16 protein-coding genes are annotated in these 14,616 nt (G+C 64.6%); 4 read left to right on the top strand and 12 right to left on the bottom strand.

Annotation, left to right across the window (positions count from 1 at the left end; genetic code table 11):
- Nucleotides 1–10: 10 nt before the first annotated feature.
- From fusA to rpsL, 3 genes are all read right to left on the bottom strand, one after another.
- A complete protein-coding gene (gene fusA, locus G404_RS0100285; RefSeq protein WP_028639304.1) occupies nucleotides 11–2,083 on the bottom strand; it encodes an elongation factor G in 2,073 nt (690 codons plus the stop codon).
- A gap of 145 nt (nucleotides 2,084–2,228) precedes the next feature.
- On the bottom strand, nucleotides 2,229–2,699 hold the full coding sequence (rpsG, locus tag G404_RS0100280; protein WP_028639303.1) for a 30S ribosomal protein S7: 471 nt from the start codon (nucleotides 2,697–2,699) through the stop codon (nucleotides 2,229–2,231).
- Between the two features lie 91 nt (nucleotides 2,700–2,790).
- Nucleotides 2,791–3,162: a 30S ribosomal protein S12 gene (gene rpsL / locus G404_RS0100275; protein WP_028639302.1), complete on the bottom strand. Its 372-nt coding sequence runs from the start codon at nucleotides 3,160–3,162 to the stop codon at nucleotides 2,791–2,793.
- A 107-nt stretch (nucleotides 3,163–3,269) separates the two neighbouring features.
- On the opposite strand from rpsL, the gene G404_RS20260 reads away from it, so the two are divergent.
- The gene (locus tag G404_RS20260) at nucleotides 3,270–3,473 is read left to right on the top strand and encodes a hypothetical protein (RefSeq protein WP_156906140.1); all 204 of its coding nucleotides are present in this window, start codon (nucleotides 3,270–3,272) and stop codon (nucleotides 3,471–3,473) included.
- On the opposite strand, the gene G404_RS0100270 is transcribed toward G404_RS20260, so the two are convergent.
- The gene (locus tag G404_RS0100270; RefSeq protein WP_156906139.1) at nucleotides 3,470–4,846 is read right to left on the bottom strand and encodes a hypothetical protein; all 1,377 of its coding nucleotides are present in this window, start codon (nucleotides 4,844–4,846) and stop codon (nucleotides 3,470–3,472) included. The genes G404_RS20260 and G404_RS0100270 overlap by 4 nt on opposite strands.
- Nucleotides 4,847–4,994: 148 nt before the next feature.
- Between G404_RS0100270 and G404_RS19705 the strand changes: the two genes are divergently transcribed.
- The 3 genes from G404_RS19705 (at nucleotide 4,995) to G404_RS17545 (ending at nucleotide 7,819) form a co-directional block, all read left to right on the top strand.
- Nucleotides 4,995–5,663, top strand: coding sequence for an energy transducer TonB (locus tag G404_RS19705; protein ID WP_051279992.1), 669 nt, complete (start codon nucleotides 4,995–4,997; stop codon nucleotides 5,661–5,663).
- A 135-nt stretch (nucleotides 5,664–5,798) separates the two neighbouring features.
- On the top strand, nucleotides 5,799–7,241 hold the full coding sequence (locus tag G404_RS0100260; RefSeq protein WP_156906138.1) for a glycosyltransferase family protein: 1,443 nt from the start codon (nucleotides 5,799–5,801) through the stop codon (nucleotides 7,239–7,241).
- Complete coding sequence (locus tag G404_RS17545; RefSeq protein WP_051279991.1) at nucleotides 7,238–7,819, top strand: SEL1-like repeat protein; 582 nt, start codon at nucleotides 7,238–7,240, stop codon at nucleotides 7,817–7,819. The genes G404_RS0100260 and G404_RS17545 overlap by 4 nt, the downstream gene beginning before the upstream one ends.
- Nucleotides 7,820–7,883: 64 nt before the next feature.
- Here the strand turns inward: G404_RS17545 and G404_RS0100250 are convergent, their stop codons facing one another.
- From G404_RS0100250 to G404_RS17535, 8 genes are all read right to left on the bottom strand, one after another.
- On the bottom strand, nucleotides 7,884–8,399 hold the full coding sequence (locus G404_RS0100250; protein WP_028639299.1) for a F0F1 ATP synthase subunit B family protein: 516 nt from the start codon (nucleotides 8,397–8,399) through the stop codon (nucleotides 7,884–7,886).
- Complete coding sequence (locus tag G404_RS0100245; protein ID WP_028639298.1) at nucleotides 8,392–8,886, bottom strand: F0F1 ATP synthase subunit B family protein; 495 nt, start codon at nucleotides 8,884–8,886, stop codon at nucleotides 8,392–8,394. Before G404_RS0100245 ends, G404_RS0100250 begins: the two co-directional genes overlap by 8 nt.
- A gap of 141 nt (nucleotides 8,887–9,027) precedes the next feature.
- A complete protein-coding gene (locus G404_RS0100240; protein WP_028639297.1) occupies nucleotides 9,028–9,252 on the bottom strand; it encodes a F0F1 ATP synthase subunit C in 225 nt (74 codons plus the stop codon).
- A gap of 38 nt (nucleotides 9,253–9,290) precedes the next feature.
- On the bottom strand, nucleotides 9,291–10,076 hold the full coding sequence (locus G404_RS0100235; protein WP_028639296.1) for a F0F1 ATP synthase subunit A: 786 nt from the start codon (nucleotides 10,074–10,076) through the stop codon (nucleotides 9,291–9,293).
- A gap of 77 nt (nucleotides 10,077–10,153) precedes the next feature.
- Nucleotides 10,154–10,492 carry an AtpZ/AtpI family protein gene (locus tag G404_RS0100230; protein WP_028639295.1) on the bottom strand — a complete coding sequence of 113 codons (339 nt, stop codon included), beginning with the start codon at nucleotides 10,490–10,492 and terminating at the stop codon, nucleotides 10,154–10,156.
- Between the two features lie 236 nt (nucleotides 10,493–10,728).
- A complete protein-coding gene (locus tag G404_RS0100225; RefSeq protein WP_028639294.1) occupies nucleotides 10,729–11,124 on the bottom strand; it encodes a YdbL family probable chaperone protein in 396 nt (131 codons plus the stop codon).
- Complete coding sequence (locus G404_RS17540) at nucleotides 11,124–11,345, bottom strand: YnbE family lipoprotein (RefSeq protein WP_036519807.1); 222 nt, start codon at nucleotides 11,343–11,345, stop codon at nucleotides 11,124–11,126. Before G404_RS17540 ends, G404_RS0100225 begins: the two co-directional genes overlap by 1 nt.
- Complete coding sequence (locus G404_RS17535) at nucleotides 11,342–14,581, bottom strand: intermembrane phospholipid transport protein YdbH family protein (protein WP_051279990.1); 3,240 nt, start codon at nucleotides 14,579–14,581, stop codon at nucleotides 11,342–11,344. Before G404_RS17535 ends, G404_RS17540 begins: the two co-directional genes overlap by 4 nt.
- Nucleotides 14,582–14,616: the final 35 nt, after the last annotated feature.

The following is a 14,616-nucleotide window of genomic DNA, read 5'->3' as shown; positions in this document are numbered from 1 at the left end:
CAAACCGACATCACGCAAGCTTCTCCTTGAGTTCGGTCGCGACGTTTGCCGGGACTTCGTCATAGTGAGAAAACTGCATGGTGTACTGCGCACGCCCCTGCGTGAACGAGCGCAGCGTATTGACGTAGCCAAACATGTTGGCCAGCGGCACGATCGCCTCGACCACCTGGGCATTGCCCCGGCTGTCGGTGCCCTGAATCTGCCCGCGCCGCGAGTTCAGATCCCCGATCACGTCACCCATGAAATCTTCTGGGGTGACGACTTCGACCTTCATGATCGGTTCGAGCAGCTTGATGCCCGACTTCTGCGCGGCTTCGCGCATCGCTGCGCGGCCCGCGATTTCAAACGCCAGCGCCGACGAGTCGACGTCGTGGTACGCGCCGTCTGTCAGGAAGATGTTGAAATCGATGATCGGGAACCCGATCAGGCTGCCGGTCGCTGCGGTTTCGCGCATGCCCTTTTCCACCGACGGGATGTATTCGCGCGGAATGTTTCCGCCCTTCACCTCGTCGAAGAACTGGATGCCCGAACCGCGCTCGCCCGGCACCAGACGCACCTTTACGCGGCCGAACTGGCCCGAGCCACCCGACTGCTTCTTGTGCGTGTAGTCCAGTTCGACTTCACGGCCGAGCGATTCGCGATAGGCCACCTGCGGCGCACCGACGTTGGCTTCGACCTTGAATTCGCGACGCATGCGATCGACCAGGATTTCAAGGTGAAGTTCACCCATCCCCTTGATGATCGTCTGGCCCGATTCGTGATCGGTCGAAACGCGAAACGAAGGATCTTCGGCTGACAGGCGATGCAGCGCGATGCCCATCTTTTCCTGGTCGGCCTTGGTCTTGGGTTCCACCGACAGTTCGATCACCGGATCGGGGAATTCCATCCGTTCGAGAATGATCGGCTGCTTTTCAGCGCAGAGCGTATCCCCGGTGGTGGTTTCCTTCAGCCCGGCAAGCGCCACGATGTCGCCGGCATAGGCCGCATCGATGTCTTCGCGGTTGTTGGAGTGCATCAGCAGCATGCGGCCGACCTTCTCCTTCTTGTTCTTCACCGAGTTCAGGTACGTGCCCTTGACCAGGCTGCCCGAATAGACACGCAGGAAGGTCAGGCTGCCCACGAACGGATCGTTCATGATCTTGAACGCCAGGCCCGAGAACGGCGCGTCATCGGCAGTCGGACGGCTGTCCGGCTGATCGGTGTCGGGGTTGATGCCCTGCACGTCGGGAATGTCGAGCGGCGACGGCATGTAATCAACCACGGCGTCGAGCAGGGGCTGCACGCCCTTGTTCTTGAACGCCGAGCCGCAGACCACGGGCACGAACTTCTGCGCCAGCGCGCCCTTGCGGATCAGCGCCTTGAGCGTGGCGACGTCAGGCAGGTTGCCTTCGAGATAGGCCTCCATCGCGTCGTCGTCCTGTTCGACGGCCAGTTCGATCAGACGTTCGCGGTATTCTTCGGCTTCATCAGCCAGATCTGCCGGAATGTCGGTGTAATCGAAATTGGCGCCCAGGCTTTCATCGTGCCAGATGATCGCGCGGTTGTGCACCAGGTCGACCAGGCCCTTGAAATCGCTTTCGGCACCGATCGGCAGATACAGCACCGCCGGCACAGCGCCCAGACGATCGATGATCGACTGCACGCAATACTTGAAGTTGGCGCCGGTGCGATCCAGCTTGTTGATGAAGCACATGCGCGGCACGCCGTACTTGTCGGCCTGGCGCCACACGGTTTCCGACTGCGGCTCAACGCCGGCGACGCCGTCAAAGCAGGCCACCGCGCCATCGAGCACGCGCAGCGAACGTTCGACTTCGATGGTGAAGTCGACGTGCCCGGGGGTGTCGATGATGTTGATGCGATAATCGCCCCAGAAGCAGGTCGTCGCGGCCGACGTGATCGTGATGCCGCGTTCCTGTTCCTGTTCCATCCAGTCCATCGTCGCGGCGCCGTCATGGACTTCGCCGATCTTGTAGGACTTGCCGGTGTAATAGAGAATGCGCTCGGTCGTCGTGGTCTTGCCAGCGTCGATGTGCGCCATGATGCCGATATTGCGATAGCGCTCGAGCGGCGTGCTGCGGGCCATGGTAGGTTCCCTTATGGTCGAGGGGCTTGGATCTGGGGCGTGTCGCGGCTCAATACCGCAACACGCCCCTTGGTTCACTTGCGTGACCGTATTGTGACGTGATCACCCGGCACAGGCAATGGCCTGCGCGGGCGATGACACGCGCTTACCAGCGATAGTGGCTGAAGGCGCGGTTGGCGTCGGCCATACGGTGGGTATCTTCGCGCTTCTTCACCGCGTTGCCGCGGTTGTTGGCAGCATCAAGCAGTTCGGCCGACAGGCGCGCGGCCATCGTCGTTTCCGAACGGTTGCGCGCAGCCGTGATCAGCCAGCGAATGGCCAGCGCCTGCGCACGTTCCGGACGAACTTCGACCGGAACCTGATAGGTGGCACCACCGACGCGGCGCGAACGCACTTCGATCTGCGGCTTCACATTGTTCAGCGCATCGTGGAACAGCTGCAGCGGATCGGCCTTGGCGCGGGTCTGCATCGTGTCGAGTGCACCGTAGACAATACCTTCGGCCGAAGACTTTTTGCCGTCGTACATGAGGTTGTTCATGAACTTCGACAGGGTTTGATCACCGAACTTCGGATCGGGCAGGATGACCCGCTTTTCCGGACGACGACGACGTGACATAGAAACTTCCTTCTGACTGGGCCGGACCGCTGGGGGCCCTTATCGCTTCAATGCGGCGCGTGCGGGGCCTGGCCCCGGGCGCCAGCACGGATCACTTCGGACGCTTGGCGCCGTACTTCGAACGGCTCTGCTTGCGGTCCTTGACACCCTGTGTGTCGAGCACGCCGCGCAGCACGTGATAGCGCACGCCGGGAAGGTCGCGTACGCGGCCGCCACGGATCAGCACAACCGAGTGCTCCTGCAGGTTGTGGCCTTCGCCAGGGATGTACGAAATGACTTCGCGGCTGTTGGTCAGACGGATCTTGGCGACCTTGCGAAGCGCCGAGTTCGGCTTTTTCGGCGTGGTCGTGTAGACGCGGGTGCAAACGCCACGCTTTTGCGGGTTCTGCTCCATCGCAGGGACCTTGCTCTTGGCCTTCTGCGGAACGCGGCCCTTGCGGACCAGCTGGTTGATCGTAGGCATTGTTGAAGACTTCACCTTGGTTCTGGCAACGCGCGCAAAGGTGAAGCACATGCGGACGATCGCGCCGGAAAGGCCGACGCCCGCCCCCAGGGGCAGGATCGGCGTTCATGACGCGAGCCGAAAAACACTCCACCCGCGCCACGGCGCCGGGTTACTTTGACGGCGTCGTGAAGATCGGGTTACCCCGTGCTTCGTTCACCGCCAATGTTCAGCTCGATATGTTCTGGGGCAGAATCGCTCAACGCAACCCGCCCTGGACGAGCGGGCCATTACGCGCGATGATCACAAAGGTCAAGCGGACCGGCCGCTAGCGCCCGATCAGCCCCAGTGCGTGGCGGATGAAGGCATCGCGATCGATGATCCATTCGGACTGCCTGGGCAGTTTCGGATCGGAAAAGGTCCAGCCATCGCGCGAATAGGCGTGCCCCACCCGCCCGGTGGTGTGAAATGCAATCGAAACCGCGCGTTGCCAGGCGCGCGGGGCGGTATCGTTGCCGGCAATGTGGTCGGTACCGGGTTCGAACGCCGTGCCCTGGTTGCGCAGGGCAAAGACATAGGGCTCTGTTCGAAAACTGTCGATCGAGGTGTTGAGGAACACCGAAAGATAAAGTTTGTCGAGCGCCGCCAGCGGGTCGGGCGGCATACGCCAGCCCGGGCCGGCCAGCACGCTCCAGGGATAATTGGCCGCGGCGCCATAGCGGATTTCGGTGCGCAGATCGACCAGGGCATCGCGCGGCGCCTGCAACGGGGCCTGGCGCACCAGATGCAGATTGTTGGCCCAGGTAAAGCCGAAGGCGGACGCATCGATCAGCGGCATCGCCGAGGCTGGCGTGCCCACCGGCCGGTTCGACACCGTGACATTTTCATAGATGCGCAGATACGCCTTGTCCTTCAGCTGGTGACCGCTTGCCACATTCGACCAGGCATGCTGCCCCGCCCATGACGAATTGCGCAAATGCGTGACCAGCGTGCCATTGATATAGGTCGTGTGTTCCTGATCGGCATTGCCGCCGACATTGCCGGCGATGGTGCTGTCTTCGACAAACAGCATGGTCTGCCCGCCCGGCACAAACACAGCATTCTTGCCCCCATAGATGCGGCACCGGCGGATCACCGCCGTGAACAGGCCGGGGGAAGTGCCGCCGAACGCTTCAAGATGCAGCGCGCCCATCGGCTGGACCGCGCCGGGAAAATCCAGTTCGATATCGCGCATTTCGAAATGCATCCGCTGCCGGCCGATATCGAACAGCCGCAGATCGATCGTCGCCCATTCGCCGCCATTGCGAAAGATCACGCGGTGTCCCGGCACCGACGAGCGAAGGATATATTGGGTCCCCTGCAAGGGACCGGCGATCTGCGGAATCCATGGCGAAAACGGATAGACGCAGGCGTGCCCCGCACGGTCGGTGGCTTCGTAGACAAATTCGAACCCGCCGGTCGCCCGCCCATAAAGCGACGCCGCATCGGCCCCGGCATAGACCTCTTTGCCCGCGCGGCGCGAGGCTTCGCATGTGATGAACAGGCGGATTGCCGGTTTGGCCAGCGCCTTCATCGGCATGTAGAACGGATATGTCGCATCATGTGCAGCAAGCGCGGACGGTTCCGCCGATGCCACCGGCACAGACATGAACCCCGCGCCGCACAGCGCGATCAGCGCGGCAATCCAACGATGCAACTGTGTCAAGGCGTTCTCCCGCTGCAAGCCTGCGTGATCGCGCAGCCTAGTGCAGCCACCTTGACGGGGTGTGAAAATTTCCCTTGCTGGTCCGAATAATTCTGGTCATGTTACAACATCACATTGAAAAGGGTCTTAGCAGCGAGGGAGAAACGTGATGTACCAATCCCGTTCAGGCAGTGCGCGCCAGGTTGTCGGCACCGGGCTGATGGTGGGGGCGATCCAGTTGACGGTCGGCGCCGCCCTGTTGGCCTCCTTTGCCGGTGGGGCGATCCAGACGGTGATCCACCAGACGCTGAAGGACAACAACTGGGTGGCCGTCCCCCCCCTGCCCAGTCCCGCGGTGCCGCCAAAGCCGCCCACCACCCAACGCCAGGACCCGGTTGCAGCCCCCACGCCCACGATCGATGGCCTGGCGCCACCCACCACGATGACCCTGGGGCCGCTGGCACCGCTGCCCCCGGTTGGCGGCAATGACCGCGGGATCGTTTCCGACAGCCCCGAGCCCCGGCCGGGCCCGACCTTGCCCGCGATCGGCGCAAGGCCGCTGGGCGACAGCAGCCAGTGGATCACACCGCGCGATTACCCGTCGCGGGCCTTGCGCGAAGGATGGAGCGGGGTGACGCGGCTGCACCTGGTGATCGGCAGCGATGGCCACGTCAACGGCTGCACTGTCGTGGCATCAAGCGGGCATGACGCGCTGGATGCGGTGGCCTGCGAAAAGGTCAGCCAGCGCGCCCGGTTCAGCCCGGCGCGCGACGCATCGGGCGCCGACCGCGCAGGCACATACGACAGCGCCATCCACTGGCAGATCAACGAGGAGTGAAAACCGCAACACGCTTGCCCCTGGCCCCACCGACCGATATGCGCAAAACGGCATAATGCAATCGGTGGGGGTTGGTTTTGGGGGTGACGTCGCTTGCAGGATAAACCGGCCCGACCGGCCGCGTCGAAGGCGCCGGTGGCCAAAAATCGATCCTTGTGGGCGGTAATCGGCCTGGCGCTGGCCTTGCGACTGGTGCTGGCAAGCCGAATGAGCGTGTTCCACGCCGACGAGGTCTGGCAATATCTGGAACCCGCCTATGGCCTGGTCACCGGATCGTGGGTGCGGGCGTGGGAATTCCACGCGGGCATTCGCGGCTGGTTCGTGCCGCTTGTCCTGTCTGCGCCGATCGCGCTGGGCCACGCGATTGCCCCGCACAGCCAGCTGCATCTGTGGCTGGTGCGCGGCATGCTTGCCGTGCTGTCGCTCGGCGTGCCGATCGCCTGGTATGACCTGGCGCGGCGGTTCGGGCGCGACCACGCGCTGGTGGCGGCGTTTGCCGGGGCGGTGTGGTGCGAAGTGTTCTATTTCGGCGTGCGCCCTTCGGCCGAAGGGATCGGCCTGTCGCTGCTGTTCCCGGCGATGGCGCTGGCGCAGCGGCTGCGCCGGGATCCGCGCTGGCGCCCGGCCTTTGCGCTTGGCCTGCTGCTGGCGACAGGGTTTGTCGTGCGTTTTCACTACCTGCCCGCGATTGGCCTGATCGGCCTGTGGAGCCTGGGCGCAGGCTGGCGCCGCACCCTGTCGGGGCTGGTGCCGGGATTTTTCGCCGGGCTGGCGCTGGGCGCGCTGGGCGACGTGATCACCGGCCATCCCCCGCTTATGTGGATCTGGCGCAGCATCGCCTTCAATGTGGTTCAGGGTGGCAGCGATCTGTTCGGTACGCAGCCGCCCTGGTGGTTTGTTACCTATCAGCTGCGCACCTGGGGCTGGGCGTCGCTTGCGATCGTGCCGCTGGCATTGATCGGGGCGCGGCGTCAGCCGATGCTTCTGGCCATTGCGGTGTCGATCTATGCCACCCATTCGGTGATCGCGCACAAGGAATACCGCTTTGTCCTGCTGGGCACGACCACGCTGGTCCTGCTGGCTGCGATCGGCTCGGTCGATCTGTGGGCAAAGCGCCGCTTTGCCGTGCCCGGCTTGTGCGCGGCGTGGGCGCTGTTGAGCCTGGCGGTCGGCATGGCGCCGATCTTTCGCGATTACTGGAACCAGGGCGACGTGCCGTTCATGTCGCTGGTGATTGCCGGCGAACAGCCCGGCGTTTGCGGTTTTGCCCTTTATGAACAACCCGCCCACCCCGCACTGGCGATGAGCATGTTCAACCGCGATGTGCCGGTGCTGCTGTTCGACGGGCCCGAAGCCGCGGCCGAGGCACGGGCAATGGTCGCGCGGTATAACGTGGTCGAAGCCTCTCAGTTGAACGGGCCTGCGCTTCCTTCGGGATTTCACCGTGTCGCCTGCCGTGGCGAGGAATACCTGAACGTCGAGGACCGGTTGCAATGCATTTATGTCCGCCCCGGGGCATGCGCCGGCGGGGTCGGCGATTTTGCCTATCAAGCTGCGATCGAACGGCGCGGCAAATGATCGCGCGCAGCCTTTTGACGATTGGCGCGTGTACCGCGCTTGCCGGATGCGCCAAGCCCGCGGCACCGGTGCCGCCGCCCTGCGCCGCCGATATCGTGCTGTCGGCCGATGCAACCAAGCGCGGCATCCCCGTCGAAGCAACATCGGGTGGACGCTGTCTGGCGGCGCGCGCCGAAGCCGGCGACGTGGCGGCGCAATTGCGGCTGGGCGATTTCTATCACGACGCGCCCGGCACGATGCCCTTGATCGACCGGCGCGGGCACCAGGTGCACTGGTATCGCCTGGCCGCCGATCGCGGTTCGCCTGCGGGCGCCTGGGCGGCGGTGCAGCTGATCGACACCAACCGCGACATCCAGGTGCCCAACGATGCTCTGGCCTATCTGTTTGTCGCGGTAAAAGCCGGCATACCCGAAGCGGGCGACTATCTGGTCGACCAATGGCAGGATGGTCGCATCGATCCCGGCAAACTGTGGCGCCTGCGCCGCTGGCTGGCGACGCCGGGCGTGCTGCCCAACGATATGCGCACTGCGATCATCGACGGGTTGAACGCGCCACCGGATGAATTGCTCGAGGAATAGCGACACGAAAAAGGCCCCGACCGTTTCCGGCGGGGCCCTTTTCAAACCGTCGATCAGACCTGCGTCAGTTGACCAGCGTGTCGATCGTGCGGTCGATCAATGCCTGATCCGCCGCGGCGCTGTGGCGCATGGCAATCAGGTGGGCTGCGGCGTCGGCAGCCGCAGCCACCGCACGTTTGCGCAAGTCATCGACTGCGGTGTGTTCGGCGGCGGCAATCTTGTCTGCGGCCATCTTTTCGCGCCGCGCAATCACGTCGGCCGTGGCCTGCGTGGCGCGCGCCACGATCGCCTCTGCCTCGTGCCGGGCGTGGTCGATCATCGCGGCCGCATCCTTTTCGGCGCTGGCGATGCGCGCGGCGTAATCTGCACGCAGCTGTTCGGCCTCTGCCCGCAACGCGCGCGCTTCATCGAGCTGGGCGCGGATCGCGATGATCTGCTTGTCCAGCCCCGACGTGATCATCGCGGGCACTTTCTTCCACACCATGACCAGCAGCAGCACGGCCATCGATGCGCTGATGATCGCCACCGGCGGGATCGTGCCCAGCAGCAGCGGTTCGGCAACTTCCTGGAGATCAACCATGGGCAAACGGTCCCTTCACGGCGCTGCGTGCATCGTCGGTGCTGACGGCAAGGCCGGCCACGCGCTGGGTAATATCCTGCGCGATTTCGGCGGCAACGGTTTCGAATTCGCCCAACGCAGCATTGCGCGCGGCAATGATCCGCGCTTCGGCAGAGGTGACCTGCGCTTCAATCCGCGCGGTCGCCTCGGCAAGGCTGGCCTGCGTTGCCAGCGATGCCTTGTGCTTGGCCTCGGCGATCAGGGCATGGGCATTGGCACGCTGCGCGGCTTCGGCTTCGTCCCACGATTCCTGTTCGGCTTCGGCCGCGTTGCGCGCGGCTTCGGCAGCGGCCAGGTCCTGGCCGATCCGCTGGTTGCGCTCGGTCATGGTGGACACGACTTGCGGCACCATGCCCCGACCGACAATCACGAATGTCAGGCCGAAAAACACCAGCATCCAGAAAATCTGGCTGAAATAGGTGTCGGCTAGCTGGCTGATCTGAGGCATGGCTCTTGTCTACTCTGGCACGGTTGCACAAACGCGAGGCGCCGCAACATGGCGGCGCGCCCGGAACGACCGACCGGGGTCAGGTGGCGGCCCGCGACGGGCCGCCTCCATAATCACCCCGGGGTCACCCGGGCCGTTTGCTCACTTGAAGATGAGCAGGACGGCAACAACGAACGACAGCAGGCCCAAAAGTTCCGCCGCGGCGAAACCGATGAACAGGCGGCCCTGCTGGCCGTCGGCGGCGCCGGGATTGCGCAGCGCGCCTTCGAGGAACTTGGCAAAGACATTGCCCACGCCGATCGAGGCAAGACCCGCACCGATGGCAGCGAGGCCGGCACCGAGCAGCTTTGCAGCTTGTGCGTCCATTGTAAAAACTCCCTTTGCGAAAGACTGGATGGTTGAGATCAGTGAAGGTTTTCCGCGTCGTTCAGATAGACGCAGGTCAACAGGGCGAAAACATAGGCCTGGATGCCGGCAACCAGGATTTCCAGCGCGCAGATCCCGACCATCAGCAAAAAGCTGGGCAGGCCTGCCACGGCAAACAGCACCGGTCCGGCGTTGCCGCCCGTGATGACAAAGCTCGACAGCACTTCAAGCAGCACGTGCCCGGCCATCATCGCGACAAACAGTCGCAGGCCAAGCGAAAACGGCCGCACCAGGAACGAGATCACTTCAACGAAAAAGATCGGAACGATCATCGCCACCGGCGTGCCGTGCGGCACGAACAGCGAAAAGAAATGCAGCTTGTGCTTGGCAAAGCCGACCACCAGCACGATGCCGAACGACAGCAGCGACAAAACGCCGGTCGCGGTAAAATGGCTGGTGAAGGTGAACGGGTGGATGCCGACCAGGCCCAGCGGCATCAGGCCGATGAAATTGGCAAACAGGATGAACATGAACAGCGAGAAGACGTAGGGCACATACTTCTTGCCATTGGGGCCGACGTTGGTGGCCAGCATGGCATCGATAAAGCCGGTAAAGCTTTCCACCGCCATCTGCCAGCGGCCGGGGATCACCTCGCGACGCAAACCGCCGCTGACGAAAATCACCAGCGCGAGCGTCGACAGCGCCATCCACAGCGCCGAATTGGTAAAAGCGATATTGTGTCCAGCGATCGCCCAGTTGTTCGAACCGAACAACGGTTCGATGACAAACTGGTGCATTGGATCGACTTTCGCCTCGGCTGCCACGCTCAGATCCCTGCTTCTTCCGTACCGAATGATGCCCGCCTGTGGCCAGCCCGCTGGAAAGCAACCTGCTTGCGCGATTACCCCCCGGTCTGGCCCGCATGACGGACGATGTTTCTGAAAGCGACGAAAATTCCGAAGAACATCATCACCAACAGTCCCCAAGGCCGTGTCCCGGCAAACTGGTCGATCAACCAGCCGAGAAACAGCCCCCCGGCCAAGCCGCCCAACAGATCCGCCAGAACCCGGTTTCCGGCGCGATAACTCGCGTCGGCACCGTCGCTGACCCGGGCGTCAGGGTGGCTGCCGTCTTGCTGCCGCGCGGCCTTGAGCCGTGCGTCCAGCGCTTTGACACGCGCATCCCCATCGTCGGGCGAAGGATCGCCATTGGGTGCCTGGTCAGACTGGTCGTCGTTCATGCGCTGCCTCATTCCTCGAGAACGCCACGGGGGTTAACCCGCATTGTGCCCCCCGATGGATGCTGCGCACGACCGACACAAGTCCGCCGAGAGCGCCTGCCCCCTAGACGGGGGTTACAGGCGAGTCAACCCGACCCAAGTCGGCGTTCACGCATTTGCACAAAACGCCACAGGCCTGAAAAGATCGGCAGAAACCCGTTGGCGATTCGTATGCGGGGCACCCGCCCGCATCGCGCTCAGGGGCAACGCGGGTCGCGCTGCGGAGGGGTGGCGGCGCGCGTCTCCCAGGTGCCGGCCGGCGACTGGTACTTTTCCCCCGGCACGGTGTGCGTGATCAGCATGCAGCCCGTGGTCAGCGCATATTCCTCGATCGTGGCGTCGGTATCCTGGGCCTTTTGCGCATACAACGCGCGGCGCTTGATATTGATGTCTTCCACCACCTTGCGCAATTCGGGCGACGGCGGGGTGACAAATCCCAGATAGCCATTGACCTGTTCGCCCACCTGCCCCTGGGCGCGGGCGGCGGCATAGACCGGATCGCGCGTCTGCGCCGACGCGGGCCAGGACACCGCCAGCAGCAGCGCCGGAACGACGCGAAGCGCGGAACGAAGCGGGCGTGTGGTGTGGACCATCAGAAAATATCCCCATTCTTGTCGATCGTCTGGGCGGCATCGCCCGACAGACGATACAGCACTTCCTGCTTGATCGTCACGTTCAGCTCGATCACGATCGGCGTGTTCGGCGCCTTGACCGTGATGCACCCGCCCAGCCCGGGTATCAGCGCGATCGCACAGGCCAGGCGCCACCCGCGACGATCGGACCGGACGTAACATAACGATTGTGCTGCATTCATGGCATGGCCCCGCTTGCTTGATGCTGAATGATGCCGCCTGTCCCGGCGGCGGTGGGCGAGCCCACGGTTACCGCACCGTGGTGGTGCAATGGGCGTCCTTGCGCATCGATCAGGCCCTTGTCGCGCGGATCGGGGATCAGCGACGGATCATAGAGCGAGCGCAACGTATTGATCAGCTGATAGAACTGTGTGCGCACGTTGATATCGAACCGGATGGGCAACCGTGCCAGTTGCCGCGTGATCACGTTGCGTTCGGCCCCCTGGCCCTGGCTGATCCCGCCAAAACTGACTTTGGTCACGACTTCGCCCGACAGATCCCCCTCCAGACCGATCGTCATCGTGTGGTAATCGACCGAACGCAGCATCTTGAACGCGTAATTGGCCATCGGCGACAGGTCGCGATAGCTCAGCGCGCCAACATAGCTGACATTGCCGCCGGGCGCGCGGCTGACCAGTTGCCCCCCGGTAATCCGCCCGCCATTGGCGTCGAACACCAGCGGCAGGCGCCCGTCGAACATGCCGGTGGCAGACAGGTTCGACATGTTCATGTGCTGCAGGAAACGCCCCGCCTCAAGCCCTGTCACCAGCACGGCAAACCGGCGCGGCTCAACCACACCGAAATGCAACTCGGTCGGCTCGAGATCGATTGTGCCGCCTTCAAACGGCCAACGTGCGCGGTTGAGGCGCACCACCAGCCCTTCGTGCAGATCAAGGTCAATGTCGCCATTGGTGACCTCGATCCCCGGGTTGATGCTGGCCAGTTTCAGATGCTGGTGCGGGGCGGTGACCAGGTGGATCAGATCGGTGAATTCGATCGTGCCCGCCAGGCCTTCGACCGGCCCGAGGTCGCCTGCAAAATCAAGATCGTCGCTTGAAATGCGCCCACTGCCGGTCAAACCGCCACCGGGCGCGGCGGTGTTCCAGTCAAATTTCGCCGACCCGGTGATCGTGCCATTGGCCAGCGCGGCGATACCCTTGGCCAGGTCCGACAGGTCGGTTGGCTGCAGCCCCCTTGTGCCGGTTTTGGGATCGGGCGTGCGGAAGGTCAGCCCGGGTATCGTCACCTCGGCATGGCCCCGGCCGCTGCCCGGATCATGGCGCAGCGTCACGCGCGCCAGGCCATCGCCCGAATGCGGCGCGATCAGCCGCGCGCTGGCGGTGACCGCGCCATCGGCCCAGGTCATCATCGCGTCGCGCGCGCCAACCGGGGCAAACCGAGCCGGGATCGCCGTATCGCTGATCAGCAATGTCCCGCCCGATACGGTTACATGCCCGCCATCCAGTTGCCAGGCCCCGCCCGCCGCACCCAGCTTTGCCGGCAACGCGGCGGATGCCAGATTGCCGCCGGCAAAGGTGCCGCCCGCCACGCCGTTGGTCCACCCCAGCGATACGCTGTCGACATGCACATGCTGCGCATCGGCGCCCCGCCCCATCGTCACATCCAGCGCATCGACCGTGCTGGTGCCGGGCCAGGCGATCCGCGCCGCCCCGGTGCGCAGGCCGACCGGCGCATCCGCGGAGGTGCCAGCCATTGCCAGCCCGGGCATGGTGGCGGCCAGCGCTACTCCGTTGGCGCCGGCCCGGACCATGGCACCGCCGACCGGGCACAACCTGACGGCGCCATGCGCCAGATCAAGCGAACCGGTGCGCAGCCGGTCAAACCGCGGCGTTACACAATGGCGCAGCAACGCAAGCTGCCCGTTGCCGGTCAGTGCGCCGTCGACCGGCACAACCAGCCGGTCGATCCGCCCCTGCCCCAGCGGCCCGCTCAGCGCCACGGTGCCGGCAAAGCCGAATGCGCCGCCTGCGGCTGGTGTCACCACCATGTCCGGCACCGCAAGCGAGGCCGCATCGGCGGTATACGGCGCCATGGCGATCCGGAGCTGCGCGCCCGACGCGCCACCTGCCGTCATTGCGCCGGTGATGGCGGGCAAACCGCCGCCACCGGTGGTGAAATATCCGGCCAGATGCGCAAATTTGCCTGCACCTCCGGTCAGTACCAGGCGATCAAACCGCGCCAGCCTCTGCCCGCCTTGGCCGCCATGCACTTGCACCATCGGCATGACCAGCCGCCAGTCCGCCGCATCAACGTGCAGGCCCAACGATCCTGCCACGCGGCTGCCGGGCTCTTGCCGGGCCAGCGCCATGGCGGCGCGATCGAGCAACGGCGCAACCGGCGTGCCACGGGCACGGCCGCGCATCCGGTCGATCGCAGCGATCGCGACAGTGCCCCGCGCCAGACCCTTGCCATCGATATCGCCGCGCAGATCGATCCCCGCCAGGCCGCGGGCATGCAGCATCCCGTCGAACCGCGCCTGGTCCAGCCGCACCTGCGGCGCGGTCAGCCCGTGCAGGTCAAGCGTGATCCGCCCGGAAAGGTCACTTTGCCCGGCCTGCCAGCGCAGCCCCGCCTCGCCACCCAGCGCCATCAGGCTGGCGCGGTGGCCGCTGTCGATTTTTCCCAAGGCCAGACGTCCGCCGATGGACCAGCTGGACAGCGCGGTATCGCCCGCAATCGCCAGATCGATCCGCCCCCTGTCCAGCCGCGTATCGCCGCAACGGACGCCGCCGCTGCGCAAGGGCCCGTCGATGCGCGGTTTGCCGGCCTGCGTGGTGACGTGACCGAACAGCGTTGTGCGCACGGCATCGCATGCACCCGCATGCGCCTGCGGCATCACCACACCCACCGTGCCGGCGAACCCGTCCGACAGCCGCCCCTGGCCATCGGCCGAAAAGGCCAGCGGGCCAAAATCGCTGTCGATCCGCCCGCGCGCATCCGACAGCACCAGCGACCATTCGGGCAGGCGCAGCGGTTCACCCGACGACGGGGCGTAAAGCACGCGGTCGAGCGCGCCCAGATGCACCTGCCCATCGATCACCCGGCCGTGCAGGCGTGGCTTGATCAGCGCAAGGCGATCGATCTGTGGCCCGCCCAGCCCATAGCGCAGCACCACCTCGACACGGTCGACAGTCAGATCGGGATGCATCGGATCACCGACCACCACCGAACCCAGCAGTTCGCGCCCCAGCCCGATCGATACGATGCGATACTGCATCGGCAGTTGCAGGCTGGCCAGTTCGCGGTCGATCAGGTTGGCAGCGATGCGTTCACGCGCGCCCCATACCCCGCCCAGCACCAGCGCCACCGTGCCCGCACCGACCAGCGCGATGCGCCGCACACGGCCACTGCGATGCGGTTTGCGATCATCATCCGCCAAATCGGTATCGTCCGCCATCGTCCCCCTTCTTGCGCAGATGCCCGGCTTGGGCA

The sequence above is a fragment of the Novosphingobium acidiphilum DSM 19966 genome, from assembly GCF_000429005.1.
GTDB lineage: Bacteria > Pseudomonadota > Alphaproteobacteria > Sphingomonadales > Sphingomonadaceae > Novosphingobium > Novosphingobium acidiphilum.
The sequence above is the reverse complement of the archived record's forward strand: the minus strand, read 5'-3'. Positions and strand labels throughout refer to the sequence as shown.

Bases quoted from the DNA above. Each gene is read 5' to 3' on its own strand.
- G404_RS17545 (WP_051279991.1), top strand. From the start codon at position 7,238: ATGATCGCGCGCAGCCTTTTGACGATTGGCGCGTGTACCGCGCTTGCC.
- G404_RS0100240 (WP_028639297.1), bottom strand. From the start codon at position 9,252: ATGGACGCACAAGCTGCAAAGCTGCTCGGTGCCGGCCTCGCTGCCATC.
- fusA (WP_028639304.1), bottom strand. From the start codon at position 2,083: ATGGCCCGCAGCACGCCGCTCGAGCGCTATCGCAATATCGGCATCATG.
- G404_RS0100230 (WP_028639295.1), bottom strand. From the start codon at position 10,492: ATGAACGACGACCAGTCTGACCAGGCACCCAATGGCGATCCTTCGCCC.
- G404_RS17535 (WP_051279990.1), bottom strand. From the start codon at position 14,581: ATGGCGGACGATACCGATTTGGCGGATGATGATCGCAAACCGCATCGC.
- G404_RS17540 (WP_036519807.1), bottom strand. From the start codon at position 11,345: ATGAATGCAGCACAATCGTTATGTTACGTCCGGTCCGATCGTCGCGGG.
- G404_RS19705 (WP_051279992.1), top strand. From the start codon at position 4,995: ATGTACCAATCCCGTTCAGGCAGTGCGCGCCAGGTTGTCGGCACCGGG.
- G404_RS0100245 (WP_028639298.1), bottom strand. From the start codon at position 8,886: ATGCCTCAGATCAGCCAGCTAGCCGACACCTATTTCAGCCAGATTTTC.
- rpsL (WP_028639302.1), bottom strand. From the start codon at position 3,162: ATGCCTACGATCAACCAGCTGGTCCGCAAGGGCCGCGTTCCGCAGAAG.
- rpsG (WP_028639303.1), bottom strand. From the start codon at position 2,699: ATGTCACGTCGTCGTCGTCCGGAAAAGCGGGTCATCCTGCCCGATCCG.
- G404_RS0100225 (WP_028639294.1), bottom strand. From the start codon at position 11,124: ATGGTCCACACCACACGCCCGCTTCGTTCCGCGCTTCGCGTCGTTCCG.
- G404_RS0100250 (WP_028639299.1), bottom strand. From the start codon at position 8,399: ATGGTTGATCTCCAGGAAGTTGCCGAACCGCTGCTGCTGGGCACGATC.
- G404_RS20260 (WP_156906140.1), top strand. From the start codon at position 3,270: ATGACGCGAGCCGAAAAACACTCCACCCGCGCCACGGCGCCGGGTTAC.